The sequence below is a fragment of the Pseudochrobactrum sp. sp1633 genome, assembly GCF_030376605.1.
In the GTDB taxonomy this organism is placed as follows: domain Bacteria; phylum Pseudomonadota; class Alphaproteobacteria; order Rhizobiales; family Rhizobiaceae; genus Pseudochrobactrum.
On the sequence record NZ_JARRAE010000006.1, the window covers coordinates 199,081 to 217,171 of the forward strand.

15 protein-coding genes, 1 tRNA gene and 1 pseudogene are annotated in these 18,091 nt (G+C 48.8%); 8 read left to right on the forward strand and 9 right to left on the reverse strand.

The window, feature by feature from the left end:
- Positions 1–2: 2 nt before the first annotated feature.
- The 3 genes from P8H26_RS09160 to P8H26_RS09170 form a co-directional block, all read right to left on the reverse strand.
- Entirely contained in the window at positions 3–911 is a 909-nt protein-coding gene (locus P8H26_RS09160; RefSeq protein WP_289632624.1) for an ABC transporter permease subunit, read from the reverse strand.
- An 8-nt stretch (positions 912–919) separates the two neighbouring features.
- Positions 920–1,927: an ABC transporter permease subunit gene (locus P8H26_RS09165; RefSeq protein ID WP_289632625.1), complete on the reverse strand. Its 1,008-nt coding sequence runs from the start codon at positions 1,925–1,927 to the stop codon at positions 920–922.
- 63 nt (positions 1,928–1,990) lie between these two features.
- Positions 1,991–3,598 carry an ABC transporter substrate-binding protein gene (locus tag P8H26_RS09170; RefSeq protein WP_289632626.1) on the reverse strand — a complete coding sequence of 536 codons (1,608 nt, stop codon included), beginning with the start codon at positions 3,596–3,598 and terminating at the stop codon, positions 1,991–1,993.
- Positions 3,599–3,941: 343 nt separating this feature from the next.
- Here P8H26_RS09170 and P8H26_RS09175 point away from each other — a divergent pair, with 343 nt between their 5' ends.
- The 3 genes from P8H26_RS09175 (at position 3,942) to P8H26_RS09185 (ending at position 6,099) form a co-directional block, all read left to right on the forward strand.
- Entirely contained in the window at positions 3,942–4,433 is a 492-nt protein-coding gene (locus P8H26_RS09175) for a HugZ family protein (protein WP_289632627.1), read from the forward strand.
- Positions 4,434–4,925: 492 nt separating this feature from the next.
- The gene (locus tag P8H26_RS09180) at positions 4,926–5,261 is read left to right on the forward strand and encodes a helix-turn-helix transcriptional regulator (RefSeq protein WP_289632628.1); all 336 of its coding nucleotides are present in this window, start codon (positions 4,926–4,928) and stop codon (positions 5,259–5,261) included.
- Between the two features lie 10 nt (positions 5,262–5,271).
- Positions 5,272–6,099, forward strand: coding sequence for an RNA methyltransferase (locus tag P8H26_RS09185; RefSeq protein ID WP_289632629.1), 828 nt, complete (start codon positions 5,272–5,274; stop codon positions 6,097–6,099).
- A gap of 858 nt (positions 6,100–6,957) precedes the next feature.
- Here the strand turns inward: P8H26_RS09185 and mnmA are convergent.
- A complete protein-coding gene (gene mnmA / locus P8H26_RS09190) occupies positions 6,958–8,169 on the reverse strand; it encodes a tRNA 2-thiouridine(34) synthase MnmA (protein ID WP_289632630.1) in 1,212 nt (403 codons plus the stop codon).
- Positions 8,170–8,478: 309 nt separating this feature from the next.
- Here mnmA and P8H26_RS09195 point away from each other — a divergent pair, with 309 nt between their 5' ends.
- Positions 8,479–8,754, forward strand: coding sequence for a DUF1153 domain-containing protein (locus P8H26_RS09195; RefSeq protein ID WP_075655983.1), 276 nt, complete (start codon positions 8,479–8,481; stop codon positions 8,752–8,754).
- 394 nt (positions 8,755–9,148) lie between these two features.
- Here P8H26_RS09195 and P8H26_RS09200 read toward each other — a convergent pair whose 3' ends face one another.
- The gene (locus tag P8H26_RS09200) at positions 9,149–9,535 is read right to left on the reverse strand and encodes a flagellar export protein FliJ (protein ID WP_289632631.1); all 387 of its coding nucleotides are present in this window, start codon (positions 9,533–9,535) and stop codon (positions 9,149–9,151) included.
- Positions 9,536–9,984: 449 nt separating this feature from the next.
- Between P8H26_RS09200 and ctrA the strand changes: the two genes are divergently transcribed.
- Positions 9,985–10,686: a response regulator transcription factor CtrA gene (gene ctrA / locus P8H26_RS09205; RefSeq protein ID WP_289632632.1), complete on the forward strand. Its 702-nt coding sequence runs from the start codon at positions 9,985–9,987 to the stop codon at positions 10,684–10,686.
- Between the two features lie 544 nt (positions 10,687–11,230).
- Here ctrA and chpT read toward each other — a convergent pair.
- A pseudogene (gene chpT / locus P8H26_RS09210) lies at positions 11,231–11,857 on the reverse strand (histidine phosphotransferase ChpT); the annotation flags it as partial.
- Between the two features lie 519 nt (positions 11,858–12,376).
- On the opposite strand from chpT, the gene P8H26_RS09215 reads away from it, so the two are divergent.
- Both P8H26_RS09215 and P8H26_RS09220 read left to right on the forward strand, forming a co-directional pair.
- Positions 12,377–12,961: a DUF1134 domain-containing protein gene (locus P8H26_RS09215; RefSeq protein WP_289632633.1), complete on the forward strand. Its 585-nt coding sequence runs from the start codon at positions 12,377–12,379 to the stop codon at positions 12,959–12,961.
- A gap of 117 nt (positions 12,962–13,078) precedes the next feature.
- Entirely contained in the window at positions 13,079–14,026 is a 948-nt protein-coding gene (locus P8H26_RS09220; protein ID WP_289632634.1) for a hypothetical protein, read from the forward strand.
- A 46-nt stretch (positions 14,027–14,072) separates the two neighbouring features.
- Here the strand turns inward: P8H26_RS09220 and P8H26_RS09225 are convergent, their stop codons facing one another.
- The 3 genes from P8H26_RS09225 to P8H26_RS09235 all read right to left on the reverse strand — a co-directional run bounded on the left by P8H26_RS09225 (position 14,073) and on the right by P8H26_RS09235 (position 17,800).
- Positions 14,073–15,158: a siderophore-interacting protein gene (locus P8H26_RS09225; protein WP_289632635.1), complete on the reverse strand. Its 1,086-nt coding sequence runs from the start codon at positions 15,156–15,158 to the stop codon at positions 14,073–14,075.
- Positions 15,159–15,358: 200 nt separating this feature from the next.
- Complete coding sequence (locus P8H26_RS09230; protein ID WP_289632636.1) at positions 15,359–16,477, reverse strand: DegT/DnrJ/EryC1/StrS aminotransferase family protein; 1,119 nt, start codon at positions 16,475–16,477, stop codon at positions 15,359–15,361.
- Between the two features lie 363 nt (positions 16,478–16,840).
- On the reverse strand, positions 16,841–17,800 hold the full coding sequence (locus P8H26_RS09235; protein WP_289632637.1) for a Gfo/Idh/MocA family protein: 960 nt from the start codon (positions 17,798–17,800) through the stop codon (positions 16,841–16,843).
- A gap of 171 nt (positions 17,801–17,971) precedes the next feature.
- Here P8H26_RS09235 and P8H26_RS09240 point away from each other — a divergent pair.
- A tRNA-Met gene (locus P8H26_RS09240) sits at positions 17,972–18,048 on the forward strand.
- Positions 18,049–18,091 lie beyond the last annotated feature (43 nt).

The window sequence follows — 18,091 nt, forward strand, 5'->3', positions numbered from 1 at the left end:
CATCAGCTCCTTTTCAGTTTTGGATCAAGCGCATCGCGCAGGCCGTCACCGACCAGATTGATGGCCAGAACAGTGATCAGAATGGCAAGCCCCGGGAAAGTTACAACCCACCAGGCACGTGTAATAAATTCACGCGCTTCGGCCAGCATTGTACCCCATTCCGGTGTCGGTGGCTGTGCACCCATGCCAAGGAAGCCCAGAGCCGCAGCATCAAGGATCGCATTGGAGAAGGACAAAGTGCCCTGCACGATCAGTGGCGCCATGCAATTCGGCAGAATGGTCTTGAACATCAGACGCAGACGGCTGGCACCGGCAAGTCTTGCTGCAATCACATATTCACGGTTTTTCTCAGCCATCACTGCCGCACGGGTCAGACGTGCAAAATGCGGCTGCAAAACCAGAGCAATAGCAATCATCGCATTCATCAGACCAGGTCCGAGAATGGCAACCAGAACCAGCGCCAGAATAAGCGACGGGAAGGACAGGATAATATCCATCACGCGCATGATGATTGTATCAACCGCACCGCCGAAGAAACCGGCGATCAGACCAACGGTCACACCGGAAATCAGGGACAGAACAACCACTACAAGACCGATAAACAGCGAATATTGCGAGCCGTAAATCAGACGGGACAGAACATCGCGGCCAACCGCATCCGTACCGAGCAGAAATGCAGCTTTGCCGCCTTCCTGCCAGACCGGCGGGGTCAGCAATGCATCACGATATTGCTGTGTTGCATCATGGGGAGCCAGCAAAGGTGCAAAAACAGCCACCAGAACCAGCGTTACAAAGACGATCAGGCCGAGAACCGCACCGCGGTTAACGCTGAAATAAAACCAGAAATCTGCAAGCTGGCGTCGGAACGACACATCAACCGGCTTTTCCATTGGTACTGTAGAATTACTCATTGGAAACCTCACTTATGCCGGATGCGCGGGTTGATTAAGCCGTAAAGCAAATCAACTGCCAGATTAACAACCATCACAAGGATGGCGATCAGGAGCAAACCGCCCTGAACTGACGGATAGTCACGACGGAAAATACTGTCGATCATCCATTTACCGATCCCCGGCCAGGAGAAAATAGTTTCGGTCAAAATAGCACCGCCGAGCAATACACCGACCTGCAAACCGATTGTGGTAACAACCGGAATGAGCGCGTTGCGCAAAGCATGTAAACCTATAACACGGCGCTGTCCGAGGCCCTTGGCACGCGCTGTGCGGACATAATCCTCACCCAGCACTTCCAGCATAGCGGAACGGGTTTGACGGGCAATCACAGCCATCGGGATTGTTGCCAAGACCACCGTTGGCAGGATCAGATGCGAAAGCGCAGAGGCAAAAGCCCCCTTCTGTCCTGACAGCAAGCTGTCAATCAGCATAAAACCTGTAACCGGCGGGAAGAAATACATCAGCGAAATACGGCCTGATACCGGCGTCCACTGTAAAATACCAGAGAACAGGATGATAAGCAGCAAGCCCCACCAGAAAATCGGCATGGAGTAGCCGACCAGTGCTACGCCCATCGATGTCTGATCGAACCAGGAGCCGCGCTTAACCGCTGCGAAAACGCCAGCAGGAATACCGATCAGAACCGCGAGCACAATAGCGCAAAGCGCCAGCTCGACTGTCGCCGGAAAAAGCGTGAAAAACTCGGTAATAACCGGTTTTTTAGTGACCATAGACATGCCGAAATCGCCATGAAGCAAATTCCAGATATAATCCAGATATTGCTGCCACATTGGCTGATCAAAACCGAATTGTTTCATCAGTTCCGCATGTCGCTCAGGCGAAACGCCGCGTTCCCCTGCCATAAGCAGTACCGGATCACCCGGCAAAACGCGCACGAAGCCGAAAGCAAGAATAGTGATACCCAGAAATGTCGGTACCAGATAGGCAATTTTGCTTAAAATGAATCGTATCATGGATACAGTAAGACCGGGCGCCGAATAAATCTTATTCAGCGCCCGGTCATTCTCCTTTAAAAATTACTCGGAAACATCAACACCGTCGAAACGGTAGTCACCGAGTGGGCTCATCTTAAAGCCCGTTACCTTCGCAGACATCGGCACATAAACTGTGGAATGTGCCAGTGTGTTCCAAGGAGCCTGCTCCTTGAAAATTACCTGTGCCTGCTCATAAAGTTTAACGCGCTCAGCCTGATCGGAAGTGATTTTTGCCTTCTGGATCAGATCTTCAAACGGCTGGTAGCACCATTGTGCACGGTTGTTGCTGCCAACACCCGAACAGCCGAGCAACACGCCAAGGAAGTTATCCGGATCACCATTATCACCGGTCCAACCGAGGATAACCGCGCCGTCACGATCTTTTTCGCCCGACTTCTTGAGGTATTCACCCCATTCCATCGATACGATTTCAGCTGTTACGCCGACTTTAGCCAGATCAGCCTGCATCAGTTCAGCTGTACGACGTGCATTCGGCATATAAGGACGGCTTACAGGCATAGCCCAAAGCTTCATCTTCAGGTCTTTTACGCCTGCAGCTTCCAGAGCCTTTTTCGAGGCTTCAGGATCATATTTATCATCTTCGATCGCGTTGTTATAGCCCCACATTGTCGGCGGGATTGGATTCTTGGCAACCTGACCTGACCCCTGGAACACGGCATCAATGATAGCCTGCTTGTTCACAGCCTGATTAAGCGCCTTACGGACTTCCGGCTTATCAAACGGTGCTACAAGAGTGTTGTAAGCAAAATAGGCAATGTTCAGACCAGCCTGCTCATCAACCTTAAGATTGGTGTCAGCCTGCAAGCCTTTAATATCTGCCGGAGCCGGATAAGACATCAGATGGCATTCGCCGGCTTTCAGCTTCTGCGCGCGCACGGCAGCATCAGTTGTGATTGCGAAAACCAGATCGTCGATTTTCTGCTTTTCACCCCAATAATCCGGGTTCGCCTTAAAGCGGATAACCGCATCTTTCTGATAGGCTACAAAAGTAAACGCACCGGTTCCGACTGGGAACTGATTAAGGTTTTCTCTTTTACCTTCTGCGTCCAGCTTATCCGCATATTCTTTCGACATAATGGATACGAAAGGCATCGCAATATTGGCGAGGAACGGTGCCTCAGGACGGGTCAGCACGAACTTGACGGTATTATCGTCAACCTTGACGATATCCTTGATCAGCGTGCCCATTTCCATACTGTCAAAATATTCATAGGAAATACCGGCAGTGTATTCATGCCAAGGATTGTCTTTGTTACGCTGACGATCAAACGAGAACAGAACGTCATCAGCATTAAAATCACGGGTTGGCGTGAAGAAATCTGTTGTCTGGAATTTTACGCCCTTACGCAGATGGAATGTATATTCCAGGCCGTCTGCGGATACTTCCCATTTCTCTGCGAGACCTGGTTCAACAACTGTTGTGCCGTTTTCGAACTCAACCAGACGGTTATAAACCGGATGCGCAGACGCATCAAAAGTATCACCACCGGTATAAGGAGCCGGATCAAAACCCTCTGGCGAAGCCGGCGAACAATATACCAGCGTTTTTGCAGATGCAGCGCCGGAGAAGCCGGCCATCATGGCGGCTGTCAAAGCGGTCGCAGCAAGAAGTTTAGTATGAAATTTCATTATAGGCCTCCACCCGATAACAAGCTGCAACGCCCCACGTTGCAGTCTGAGGCGTACAGAAGCATTTTGCACGGCAAAAAGGCAAGTCGAATTTACGTCTTGGTCAAAGGCGTGGAAAAAATATTCTGGCGGATCAATTAGGAGGAAAGAATATATCTTTGATTTTAAATCAAAATTTCATATTTTCAACCGTTTCAGTTCATTGAAGAATGCAGGATTTTTTTGTGGTTAGCTGATAATAATCAGCCTGTTTGCGTCATTCAAATGAAGAATCGCGCACCGTACCAGACGTTACGCAAGCTATTGATACACCACAACAAGATAGAAAAATTGAGGCCGGATTATGAGTGAGAAAAAAGACGTTATCCAGCAAACGACAGATGAAGCGCGTGCGCTTGCCTTACAATTGATCACAAGTGCCACTTATGGCTCGCTGGCTGTACTGGATCCTGCCACCGGTCGTCCGAGTGTGACACGCGTGGCGATCACCACAGATAATGACAACACGCCGCTCCTTCTTGCCTCTGGTCTTGCCACTCACACCCCTGCCCTCGATGCAAACCCTGTCTGCTCCCTGCTGCTTGGTGAACCGGCAGACAAAGGCGACCCGCTTGTGCACCCACGCATTACGCTTGCCTGCTCGGCTGAAAAATTTACACGCGGCGAAGAGGGATACCAGCGGCTACGGGATCTGTTCCTGGAAAAGCGCCCAAAGGTCAAACTCTATATTGATCTCGGAGATTTTGTAATTTTCCGCCTGAATATAGAAAGTGCCGGTCTGAACGGCGGTTTTGGCAAAGCTTTTCATTTAAAGCCGGAAGATATTCTGGTGTAGCAACAGGCAGACCAAATCAGTCTGCAATAATGGTCTCTGCGCGACACTCTAACTGTCCACCAAAGCCGGAAATATCTCAGGCAGAGCTTCTATCCTTAGCTCTGCTTCAGATACATTACGAAATTTTAGAAAATGTGATCAAAAATTTACAAGAACCCGATGATCACGAAAATGCGCTCTTGTCCTCAAACCTACGTATTTTTGACCTTATCAACTAATATATATATCAGTTTGATAATGCAAAATGTTTGAAACATATTCCTTATATGCCTTTATGTTTAAAACTATAATTTAGTTATTTTAGATTTCGCTAATAATAAAAAATACGGAAGCGTTTTAAAACAGTTTATCCAGTTCTAAACAGGTAATTGTTCTCACCATTTTAAAATAATTCTTGCAAATATCAATTCTATTGGTAGTTGTAATAGTGCGCTGATATTTTCCTTATAAGCGCATTATCAAAATTGCTGTCATACGGGGGTAGGACCGCACATGAAACATGATAACATCTACGCTAATCTTGTCGATAACGCGGATCAGGCTGCTGACTTTCTGTCAGCATTGGCAAACAATAAAAGGCTGCTGATCCTTTGCAAGCTGCTTCATAATGAAATGTCTGTTGGAAGTCTTGCGAAAGCAATTGACTTAAGCCAGTCTGCATTATCGCAACACCTCGCAAAACTGCGCGCACTTAATCTTGTTTTCACAAGACGTGATGCCCAGACAATCTACTATGTTGTTTCATCTCCTCATATCGAGTTGGTGCTTTCAACATTAGGTAGTCTTTATCTGGCACGCAGCGAGAAAAGACGGGAAGCATTCGCTTAAACTGAAACTGATGAACCATCAGATTAATAATAATTCAGTCATATTTATCAATGATATAGCAGATAAGCGCCTTGGCGCTTATCTCAATATCAAGGAAAGAGATCTGACGGGTCGTCAATCTCGCTTTATAGCAGAAGGCAAAGTTGTCTTGCGCGTTCTGCTTAATTCCTCCATTTTTGAAGCAGAGTCACTGCTAATAACCGGTAACAAACTGGCGGGTATGCAGGATATTCTATCCCTCTGCCCTTCCCATGTGCCCGTTTATTCCGTCTCATCTTCGGATATGGATCAGATAGCTGGCTTTAATGTCCACCGTGGCGTTCTTGCAGTCGGCAAAAGAAAAAATCAAAACAATATCAATGATATAATTCAAAACCTGCCTGAGAATGGATTAATCGTTATTCTCTGCGGGATATCGAACCATGACAATATCGGTTCCGTTTTCCGCAATGCAGCAGCGTTTGAGGCCTCGTGCATATTGCTGGATGATACCTGCTGTGACCCGCTATATCGGAAAGCAATCCGGGTTTCCGTCGGCGCAACATTGCAAATTCCCTATGTGCAGAACGGTAACATTGACGATATTGTCAAAACCGTTGCTGAAGCGGGCATCAACCTGATTGCACTGTCACCGCAGGGCACACACTCACTCTATGAACTGCCTGTGAGCGGTCGCACAGCCCTCTTATTGGGCACCGAGGGAGAAGGCCTGCCGAAACATCTTCTGTCATCTCTGCAAACGGCGCGCATTCCAATGTCCGGCAATTTTGATAGCCTAAATGTTGCGACAGCTTCCGGCATTGCATTGTCTTGCCTGACACGTTCAAACTTCACTTAAACCAAGCTTACCCTACTGTATTTACAAGGTTTTCATACACAACATTGTGCGATCAACCTCGCATGCATATCTTTGTAATATAAATGAGCGATACCACCCTAGCCTGACAGGCACAGCCCTGTTTCAAGCATAGAGACAAAGACGCGCAACCAGTAAAAGACCACCCCCAAGTCTGGGGCTTCATCTTTTTATAGATGAATGGTGGTGAACTGATGCCTGATCAGCACATATAAACGGGGGGGAACCGGAGTCATTTGTGCTCACATCGCAGTAACGCGATTACCTTCAGCACTGTATTTCTCGATTTATTAAACCAGTTATTTTGAACCGGCCGAGCAGCGGAATACCTACTCCGATTGCGCCTAACAAAAAACTTCTGCTGCAAACGTCGCTTTAAAGCAGCACAACCTGAAATAGAATTATAACGACCTAAATTAATGATTTAATAATTCATTAAACGCATGAATTTCAACACTCTTTTCAGAATAAAAACGACACCTCAATTATATTGATGAAGTGCATCAATCCTGAAGATATGTGCTTCAGCCCTGAGTGTTAAAATTTACATAGCAACACTTTCAGACGCAATTTTTGCAAACTTTATTTCGGGAATATCAACTACAAGAATGCAGCGCTCAAACACAGACCATCTTGCCGGTTCAGCCTTCATGAAGATGCATTAAAAATGCCAATACAGACGCTGTATTGCTACACAGATAAAAGCAGCAACTACCCTGTACATCAATCATAAAAACGGAGCAGACAGGCAATATATTCAGCCTGTCTGCTCCGGTAATAATTCAGGCTTTAGCCTGAGCATTATTGCGATCCAAACGGATCCCAAACTGCTTTAGTCAATCAGGCAGCCGAAACTGAACTTGATGTCGTGCCTGCAGTATTACCTGTCAGCTCACGCAGCATCTTCTCTGCTTCCGGCGCCCGTTCTGAACGGGCAATAAAGCCACCGCCAAACACGCGTGCCGTATTGCTGTCGTCAGAATACAGAACACAAGCCTGCCCCGGCGCAATACCGCTCTCGCCGTCAATCAGCTCTACCCAGGTCTGTCCGACAGCATGATGCAGAACAGCCGGCTTTGGCGGACGTGTTGAACGCACCTTGGCAAAAACTTCCATACCTTCCGCAGGCAAGTCAGTCAGTGCACCATCGCCGAGCCAGTTAACATCACGCAGAAACACTTTATGCGTTTCAAGCGCTTCGCGAGGGCCAACGATAACACGCGCATGAACGGCATCCAGATGCACCACATAAAGCGGCTCACCGGTGGCAATGCCAATACCGCGGCGCTGCCCTACTGTGTAATGCACAATACCATCATGGTCACCCAATACACGGCCATCAATATGCACAATGTGCCCGCGTGTGGCAGCCTCAGGCTTCAGACGTGCGATGATGTCTGAATATTTACCCTGCGGTACGAAACAGATGTCCTGACTGTCCTGCTTCTTAGCAACAGTCAGCCCCATTTCCTCAGCCATCTCACGAACCTGCGCCTTTGGCAGATTACCAAGCGGGAAGCGCAGATAATCAATCTGCTCCTGCGTGGTGGCAAAAAGGAAGTAGCTCTGGTCACGATCAGCATCCACAGGGCGGAATAGAGCTCTGTGATCGCCGTTCTCACCACTGCGGATATAGTGACCGGTCGCAAGCGCTGCTGCGCCCAGATCGCGCGCTGTGGCCAGCAGATCAGCAAATTTCACTGTCTGGTTACAGGCAACACACGGAATCGGTGTTTCACCGCTCACATAGCTGTTGGCAAAAGGGTTAATCACGGCTTCGCGGAAGCGTGCTTCATAATCCAGCACATAGTGAGGAATACCGAGGCTTTCGGAAACGCGGCGCGCATCTTCAATGTCCTGTCCTGCGCAGCAGGAACCGGCACGGTGCACGGCAGCGCCATGATCATAGAGCTGAAGGGTTACACCAACAACATCATAGCCTTCACGCTTGAGAATACCGGCAACAACAGAAGAATCAACGCCCCCTGACATTGCAACAACAATGCGCGTATCTTCCGGTTTTCCCGGCAAATCGAGGCTGTTCAGTTTCATAATTTCAGTCCATATCCGGGTGAAAACCCGATATCTTGCTTTAAATTCTCCCCTTATATAGGCCATTGTGCCCTGCCTTGCCAAGATGCCGCAGGGAAAAGGAGTTTTTTTAATAAATTATTTTGCGGCTAAAATGCCGAAAACAGCCTCAAAACGGCTAAAATACGGCGTTTTTAAGCGAATTGCGCATATTCTTTAACGAAAATTATTATTTATTACCAGAGCCTTACCAAGTGTTTAGCTCTTTTTTAAAGCTGTGACGCTATCGTGAGGCGTGATTAGGTCCTTGAGTGTTGTGTAGAGAGTACAATGACCGATCTGGTAAGACCACGAGTAAAGTACGTCATCGGTCCGGATGGAAGTCCGCTCACCGTTGCAGACCTCCCGCCGTCTAATACACGGCGCTGGGTTATCCGCCGCAAGGCTGAAGTTGTTGCCGCTGTTCGCGGTGGCCTCCTCAGTCTTGAGGAAGCCTGCCAGCGTTATACGCTGACAGTCGAAGAGTTTCTGTCTTGGCAGTTGTCCATCGACGAGCATGGTCTCGCCGGTTTGCGGACAACACGCATTCAACAATACAGACACTAAATTCATCTCCCCTCTGCAAAGAGGTCTGCGATGAACACGAGATAAGGATATGCCGCATAGCGGCGCATTCTACAGATCAAGCCGGAGAGTTCTGCTCTCCGGCTTTCTTTGTTTTTAGAGGCTTAGTTCGCTCCGCCTCACCCTCACCAATACAGGCCCAAAAACAAAAAAATGCATAATTCCTTAGACCGTGTGGTTTAAGGAATTATGCATTTGTAAAGCTGTAGCAGGTGCTCTGAATGTCAGAGCAACTCAACGAAGCAGAACTGGTTAGATTTTGGTTATGATGAGACGAAAATGGTGAATTTTGAGAACCGGAGCGGAATGTACTATTGGTACATGAGCACCGGAAGCGTAAAAAGTCGCCATTTGCAGGCCATCAGAGCCGAAATCTTTAGCCGATCATGACGCGACGATCATAGATTGGCGCCTCTTCAATCTCTTTGACTTTACCGTCGCGGGTTTCCAGCGCTTCGGCGCGGGAGAGATCGGCTTCGGCTTCTTTCAGATCGGTTTCGGCCGCATCTTTCTGATACATCAGATCGCGGATCGAATCAAACAGATTATCACGACGCTGTCGCGCTGCTTTGGCGAAGGTCGGATAGGCAAAGTGTGCCGTATCGGTAATCCCTGCTTTACGCTCTTCTGATTGGATCTGCGCATCAAGCTCACCGGCCATCCGCTCAAACTCGCCCATCATCAAATCGAGCTGACCAATTTGCCGGCGCTTCTCTTTAACCTGAAACAGCTTCAGCCGGACAAGACTTTCACGTGGCTTCATACGCATTACTCCTTGAACACCAACGACACAGGCTCATATTTTAACCGCACACAGCCTGTGAGCACCCTCGACGCAAAGAAATCACTGAATTTCGAAACAAAAAATTAAGATTTCGGGCTTTTGGTAACCATTCCTTTACGTACAGCGTTAATCATAGCCGTTAGGACTTAAGGCTAGGTAAATTAACTGTGTTTTTTCAGCAACATTAAAACTTTGAATCCATTGAGTCACTTATAACGATTTCTTAAACTAATTTATTAAGAAATTTTCTGAGTGTTTATTCAGTATATTCAAATAGTTAGATGAAAATTCTATCGGAACCATATTTACTATTGCCAATAAGAATCATATTTTGTTAACCATTCGGTGGCAGACTTGGTTCAAAGCGAGTGCTGTTAGGCAATTAACTGCTGGATCAGGTTAAGCGGCGGAAAAAAGGGATTCTGAAGATGCGCGTTCTTTTGATTGAAGACGATAGTGCGATCGCACAAAGCATCGAGTTGATGCTCAAGTCTGAGAGCTTCAATGTTTATACGACAGATCTGGGCGAAGAAGGCATCGATCTGGGCAAGCTCTATGACTATGACATTATCCTGCTCGATCTTAACTTGCCGGATATGTCAGGCTACGAAGTGCTGCGCACATTGCGCCTTTCCAAGGTAAAAACCCCTATCCTCATCCTGTCCGGTATGGCTGGTATTGAAGATAAGGTTCGCGGCCTGGGCTTCGGCGCCGACGACTATATGACTAAACCTTTCCATAAAGATGAGCTGATTGCCCGTATTCATGCAATCGTTCGTCGTTCGAAAGGTCATGCACAGTCCGTTATTACAACCGGCGATCTGATCGTTAATCTGGATGCCAAGACTGTTGAAGTCGGCGGCCAGCGCGTTCACCTCACCGGCAAAGAATATCAGATGCTGGAGTTGCTTTCTCTGCGTAAGGGCACAACCCTCACCAAAGAAATGTTCCTCAACCATCTCTATGGCGGCATGGACGAACCGGAACTGAAAATCATCGACGTTTTCATCTGCAAATTGCGCAAGAAGCTCGATGCTGTTTCCGGCAGCCAGAACTATATTGAAACTGTCTGGGGTCGTGGCTATGTGCTGCGCGATCAAGACAGCGTGGACCATCGCGAAATCGCATAAGATTTTATGCCATTCCGCCCATACAAAAGCCCCGCTCTTGCGGGGTTTTTTATTGCCTTCAATTCAGGAGACTAGAGCGGTTTTCGTCCAGATTGGATCATAGCGCTCGCTCTAGATCCTTAATTTGGTCGCATTATCACGGGCGTCAAGTTGATCCAACTTGACTGTGAAATGCTCTTGAGCGGTTTACATCCAGATTGGATCACAGTACTCGCTCTAGATTCTTTAATTTGCCGCATTATCACGGGCGTCAAGTTGATCCAACTTGACTGTGAAATGCTCTAGAGCGGTTTGCGTCCAGATTGGATCATAGCGCTCGCTCTAAATCCTTTATTTGGTCGCATTATCCTTCGCAAAACCGGTGCCCACTTTTGCTGGAAATGCTTTAAAAAAAAGCCGCGCAAGTCATGAACCGGCGCGGCTTTTTGAATTTACAAATCAGTAAAGCGGATTAATCGTCAGCCAGTGTACCGGCATCCGCTGCGATTGTTCCGTCATCATTTTCAGGCACATCACCTTCAAAGGCAGGTTCAACTTCAAGCTTCTGTGCACGGAAGACGATTTCTTCTTCACTCACATCAATGATGATTTCCATGCCAGCTTCCTGCGCCAGCAACAGCGTGTAGTAAGGCTGTACGGAATGCGCATCAATCGCCTCTTCCGGTATATTGCCTTCATGCAGTTCTTTGAATTTCGGTGGCACGCGCAGCATGCGACCGCGTGTTTTGATACTGATTTTCGGATCTGTTTCCACATCTTCCATAACAACATCGAGATTGCCGCCGCGAGGAATAGAGGAAATACCGATGAGGATCATGTTCAGCAGCAGCTTCACCTGATTTTTCGGCAGGAAAGCGCGATTACCGGTCCAGGTAAATTCCGGCTTTTCATTCGCCATGTAGGATGTCGCTACATTCTGCGCATCACCGGTATCAATTTGCACACCAGCAGAACCGGCAGCACCAAAAGCAATACGGGCAAATTGCAGACGGGCAGATGCATTGCGCGCGCTGGCAGCAATCAGCGCCATTGCATCTTCATCCGCACCGCCCTCTTCCAGCAGTTCCAGACCATTATTGATCGCACCGACAGGCGAAATAATGTCGTGGCAAATGCGGCTACACAGCAGCGCACCCAGATCAACCGCAGAAAGAACAACAGGCAAAGACATTGATCGCATCTCCAAATTTCATATCTGCCCGCTGGCAGGCTTAAATCATCAATCTCCGGTGTGCCTGCGCAGGCAATAGCTTGCCGCAACAAAAACGAATCACCGGAACATAAACTGCTAACAGAGCATCAGGGCATCCGTGTGCCGCAATTATGCGCCAAGAGGCTTAATGATTACCGAATAAGCTAACAAAAACCGCTTTAATGCCGTTTCATTAAGCCATTGAAAGGACAATTTTTCATATAAACACTTCAACAAGGTTTTTGACGCACAATAGGCATCAGATTTCTACATGCAGAATAGCATGGGCGGTTTTCAGCATTGAGATGCATGTTCCCGCGTAAAACAGAATACACACCGGACAAAGCAATCATCAGAATTGCGCGTCCGAACAGGGTTTAAAGCAGATGCGATTATAAATTTGCATCACGCTTCAAAGAATATGGACTGTCATTTCCGTTCGGGAAGTTGAGTGTCCGCGTCAGACAGAGTGAGCCAAGCAGCCAGAAGGATATTTTTATGGCTACCCTAAACCTGTCCTCTTTCCGTATGCAGATTGCATCGGTCATAATAGGATTATTGGCTCTGATCAGCGTATTACCGCAGCAGGCCAAGGCCAATGAAGGCTTCAGCATGGAGGAAATTGTTGCCTCCGGACATCGCTTTTTTGGTTCAACATCAGGCGGCGTTGCTTCTGCAATTGAAAAAGTGTTCCAGAGCTATGGCCTGCCAAACGGCTATATTCTGGGCGAAGAAGGTTCCGGTGCATTTGTCGGCGGCCTGACCTATGGCGAAGGCACGCTCTATACAAAGAATGCCGGCGACCACAAAACCTACTGGCAGGGACCGTCCCTTGGCTGGGATTTTGGTGGTCAGGGTTCGCGCGTTATGATGCTGGTTTACAATCTTGATGATGTAAACATGCTCTATGGCCGTTATGCCGGTGTTTCCGGCTCTGCTTATGTGATTGCCGGTGCCGGTTTCAACGTGTTGAAACGCTCAAACATTCTGCTGGTGCCGGTTCGCACCGGTGTTGGTGCCCGTCTTGGTGTGAATATCGGCTATCTCAAGCTGACACCCAGCGCCACATGGAACCCGTTCTGATATCAGAGCGGGTATGGCAATCGCCTCCGAAGAGAGAATTATATAATTCTCTCTTTTCCATCATTTAAGTTTTGTGCATTCATGTCATAATCTGACAGCACCGGAGATCGGCAGATCGTGATACAATCCGCACTGGTTTTTCTGCTGGGCTTTTTATGCGCAGCATTTCTGGTATTGCTGGCAGCACCGTTATTCTGGCGGCGCGCAAATTATTTGTGGCAAAAGCAAATGGCCGCACAACTTCCCTTGTCTTTGACTGCGATTGAGGCTGACCGTGATTTGCTTCGTGCATCCCATGCCGTTGAATTGCGAAAAGCTGAAATGCAAACTGTGACGATGCGTGAAAAGCATACACAGGCTCTGCTGAAAATCAGCACAGACCATAGCGAACTGGAAAAAATCCCTGCATTGCAGCAAGAGCTGGACATTTCCAAAATTCAGCAGAAACATGACCGGCAGCAATTAAACGCTCTGCAGGATGATCTGAATAAATTACGGCAGAAACAACAGGCTGCAGTAGAGGAACATGGCCGGTTACAACGGCAGAATGAAGCGCTGAGCAAGCTCAGCGACACTTTGCGTCTCGAAGTAACTGGACGTGAAACTGAGGCAGACCGTCTGCGCCGCGAGGCAAGCGATCTGCGTCAGGAAAAAAAGCAACTCAATAGTTTAAAGTCAGAACTGGCTTCTCAGGTGGCAGCATTGAAAACATCTCTTGAAAGTGAGAAGCAGCGTAATCAGGCACTTGAGGAAAAACTGCATCGTCTGATCACAGAGCTTTCTGACGCTCAGGAAAAACTTGAACGACAGGGCAATCATATCAAAACCACGCAAAGCACGTCTGAGAACAAGAGCCGGACGCTGAGCGATCAGGATTATAAACTGCGCGAAACCATCAGCGATCTTGCCGCCGAAATGGTTGCCAGAACCGCTGAGCAGGAAGGAGAAAACTCTCCTGTGCGCTCGATCCTGAAAGACACACCGGAAACCCCTGAGGCTGCGCTGTCTTCAAAGAAAAACAAACCGAAAAGTCTGGCCGGCCGCATCAAAAACATTACGGCCTGACCCTGTATATTTCTCAGCATCACTTCAATGTGGTGCCGAGAAATCCTCAATCTTCTTCAGCAACGCCACGCCGCCAATAGGCAACGGCCATATGCTCTTCACGCTTTAATCCACACTCTTTACGCCAAAAACTGCGAATAGCTTTAAACGCATCGAATTCGCATCCGGCCCAGGCAAAAATGCGCTGGCCTTCAACCTGCACCGGCGCCGCATCTTTAACAGCATCAATCAACAGCGTCGTCGTTCCGGCATCGGCACCATTGCGATGCAGCCATTTCAGATCAAGCTGCGCTTGTGTTTGCAGAGCCTGCTCTTCTGCCTCATCCGCCACTTCAATGCGCACGATCACTGTGGCCGTGGCTGGCAGACGCTCCAGAATACGGGATATTGCCGGCAAAGCCGTCTCATCACCAATCAGCGTATAAATATCAGCCTCACCTGCATCCCCGCCACCGGGGCCGGTCATGCCAACAATATCACCGGGTTGCGCTTGTATCGCCCATTCTGTGCCCGGCGCGGCAATGGTGCTGGGATGGACAACCATATCAATATCGACCCAGCCCTGCGCTACATGAATATCCCTGATCGTATAAACACGGTTCATCAGCCGATATTCACCATCCGGCCAGACAGGACGCCCATCTGCCCCCAGATGCGGCCACTTCACCTCCAGCGGAGGTTTGGGCGGCAGCAGCAGGCGTATGTGCAGCCCACCTGTTGTAAAGCGTGCCAGATCATTGCCGCGTAACCGGATGCGGCGCATATGCGGCGTAATATTTTGCACCGCAATCACTGTCATCTCACGGAAAAACGGCGGCAGATACCCCTCGCCCGCACCATCGCCCTCCCAGAAAAAATTCAGTTCCTGCGCACCGGCATGGTGGACAATACCTTCAGCAATCGCGAATTTGAGATAGGACAAATCAGCTTCATTCGCAGCCTCAGCTGTCACCAGAAAACTCTCATCCTCAAGCTTCAGTGTCGCCGTTCCCATCAAAAACGGAATTGTGCCTGCACCGTCAGTCCGTTCAACCGGATAGTGCTCGCCATAAGCAGTAAGCAAGGTTTCAAACAGTTTTTCCGGTTCAGCGGATGCAACTTGTGTCTGCGCGATGAAAACAGCTTTGTTCATAAGATCTCCTGCAATTTGGGCATGCCAGAGTATTTCGTCTGCCTGAATTGCCCGATACCTAACACCTTATAATATGAATATTCAATTCAAGTTTAAATCTTCAGCTTCAATCAGCCCAAAACATTGCCCGCCTGCAAAAGCAAAAGGCCGGATGTTTCCATCCGGCCTCAAGTCAAATTACATCAAGCTATATGCTTTGATTATTTACCGTGAAACTCACGAATCGCTGCAATGATGCGTTCCTGATCTTCACCCGAGAGATAGGCATGCATTGGCAGGCTGAGAATACGCGAAGGCAAAGCTTCGGATACAGGCAGACCACCCGGCGCAACCATATAATGCTTATACGCAGTCTGCAGATGCAGCGGCTTCACATAATAGATAACCGACGGAATACCCTGAGCCTGCAGATGGGCTTTCAGCTCATCACGGCGTTCGGTTTCAATCGAATATTGCGCCCATGCGGAGCGAATACCGCTGGCAGGACGGGTTACTTTGACAATATCGCCCAGACCTTCTGCATAACGATTGGCAACCTTTTGACGGGTTTCCATTTCGTCTTCGAGAATAGCCATCTTTTCCAGCAGGATTGCAGCCTGAATGGTATCCAGACGGGAGTTCAGACCAATACGAACATTGTCATACTGGGTTTCGCCCTTACCGTGAAAATGGATGGAGCGTAGAACATCGTTCAGTTCATCATCATTGGTAAAGATTGCGCCGCCGTCGCCATAGCAGCCGAGCGGCTTGGCAGGGTAAAAGCTGGTCGCACCAACATGGCCGAACGAACCGCACATGGCGTTGTCGCGCTTGCCGCCGATAGACTGGGCAGCATCAGAGATAACTTTGAGGCCTTCTTTATCAGCGATTGCCATAATCGCACGATAATCAGCAGGCAAACCGAACAGATCAACCGGAATGATCGCTTTTGGCGTCAGACGGCCTTCTTTGCGCACCGCATCAATAGCGGCCTGCAGCTGTTCGGTGTTCATGTTGTAGGTGTCTTCTTCGACATCGACGAAAACAGCTTCCGCGCCAACCAGCGCCACCACTTCAGCGGTTGCGGCAAAGGTAAAGCTCGGGCAGAAAACTGCATCGCCAGGGCCAACGCCCATAGCCATCAGCGGCATTTGCAGCGCATCTGTGCCATTGGCACAGGCCAGAACATGCTTGACACCAACATAGTCAGCAAGCTGCTTCTCAAACTCAGCAACTTCCGGTCCGAGAATATACTTGCCTTCCGCTACAACCTTGAGAACAGCAGCGTTAAGACGGTCTTCAATGCGAGCGCGCTGGCTCACAAGATCGATGAATTGCATGTCGGCTCCAATATCAATTGATCCGCACCATGCACGCGCGCACCAGCGAATCGAGTAGTATTTAGTCTCTCGAGAGAGACTTCGCCATGTCTGATCATTCACGGTTTAGCAAATAATGTAACACAGCTTGAAGCAATTACGGAATGTCGCGTCTCCCGGTATTCCGCGTAGCAGTCGCGATGAGCGGCTTGTCCGTTTCTTACACCAGAAAAGCCGCTCTATCTCTTTGTTTTATTGTACTCCCGCAGTCTGTCCACATAGATTGAACCTGATCGGCTCCCTCTGTCAGCCACACTATGGGGCAATTTAGCAGCACCGTCAGCATGACACAGAGCCGGATATCTCAAATATTTGTGATTCCGCTCAGCCTGCCGGATGGTTCACAGTGCCTTTGGTCAGAATACGCAACACGCTTACAGCCTCATCCCCATTGGTACGGGGTGTTTCGCGCGTCTCAATGCTATGAATAAAATGTTCCAATTCGCGGGTCAGCGGCATGCCTTCCTGTACCGGCACATATTCAGGATCAGCCTTTGTAAATGCGACCTGACCGTTTTGCTGCCAGACTTTGTGGCGATAGAGAGTAAGTTTGCGTTCCCAAGGCTCAGCATCATCAAAAACAGCCATAGCCTTATCACCGACAACGGCAAGGCGACGATCCATGATCGGGTTCAGGCGCGATGCGAACAAATGGCTGCGGATACCGTTCGGGAATTCCATATGCAGATGTGCAAAATCGCTCAAATGATCGACCATTGCCGCACCTTCGCCGCGCACGGCGGAAGGCTCACAGCCGGTCAGCGCCAGAATCATTGAAAGATCATGCGGGGCAAGATCCCACAAAGCATCATTCTGGCCGTGGAATTTGCCAAGACCAATGCGGTGCGCCTGAATATAGCCGATTTTGCCCAGCTCACCGGCCTGCACCAGTTCCAGAAGCTTTTCAAAAGCCGGATGGAAACGCAGAATATGGCCAACCATAAAAATACGGCCATGCTTCTGAGCCGCCTGCACCGCTGCCTCGCCATCGGCAACAGTCAGAGCGATCGGCTTTTCAACCAGAACATCTTTACCGCTTTCCGCAGCACGAATTGCATATTGCGCATGAAACTGCGCCGGAAGCGCCATAACAATGGCGTCAATCTCTTTGGAATCAAAAAGATCATCGACGCTGATTTGCGCAACATCATAGTCTGCTGCGAATTTTGCGGAGCGAGCCGGATCAATATCACTGACCGCAGCCAGAACGCCCAGACCTTTAAGAGTACGGATATGATTGTTGCCCCAATAGCCACAACCGAGAACTGCTATACGCGGTGCCATAATTTTCTGCCTTTGCTTGTTGAAAACTCAATAACTTTGCAAAAGATGGATTACAATACCGATTAATGCATAACAGCGCTTGACAGCTATGCGCATACCGACTTATACGACCCCCGTTCCCAACGAGAACATTGCTTCGCGAAGCAGCTGAAAAGCTTCGAAGCATCGTGGGGCGGAGTAGCTCAGTAGGTTAGAGCAGAGGAATCATAATCCTTGTGTCGGCGGTTCGAATCCGTCCTCCGCTACCATTTTATTTTTCATGAAAAATCAAGCATTTATCGTACCGCAGGG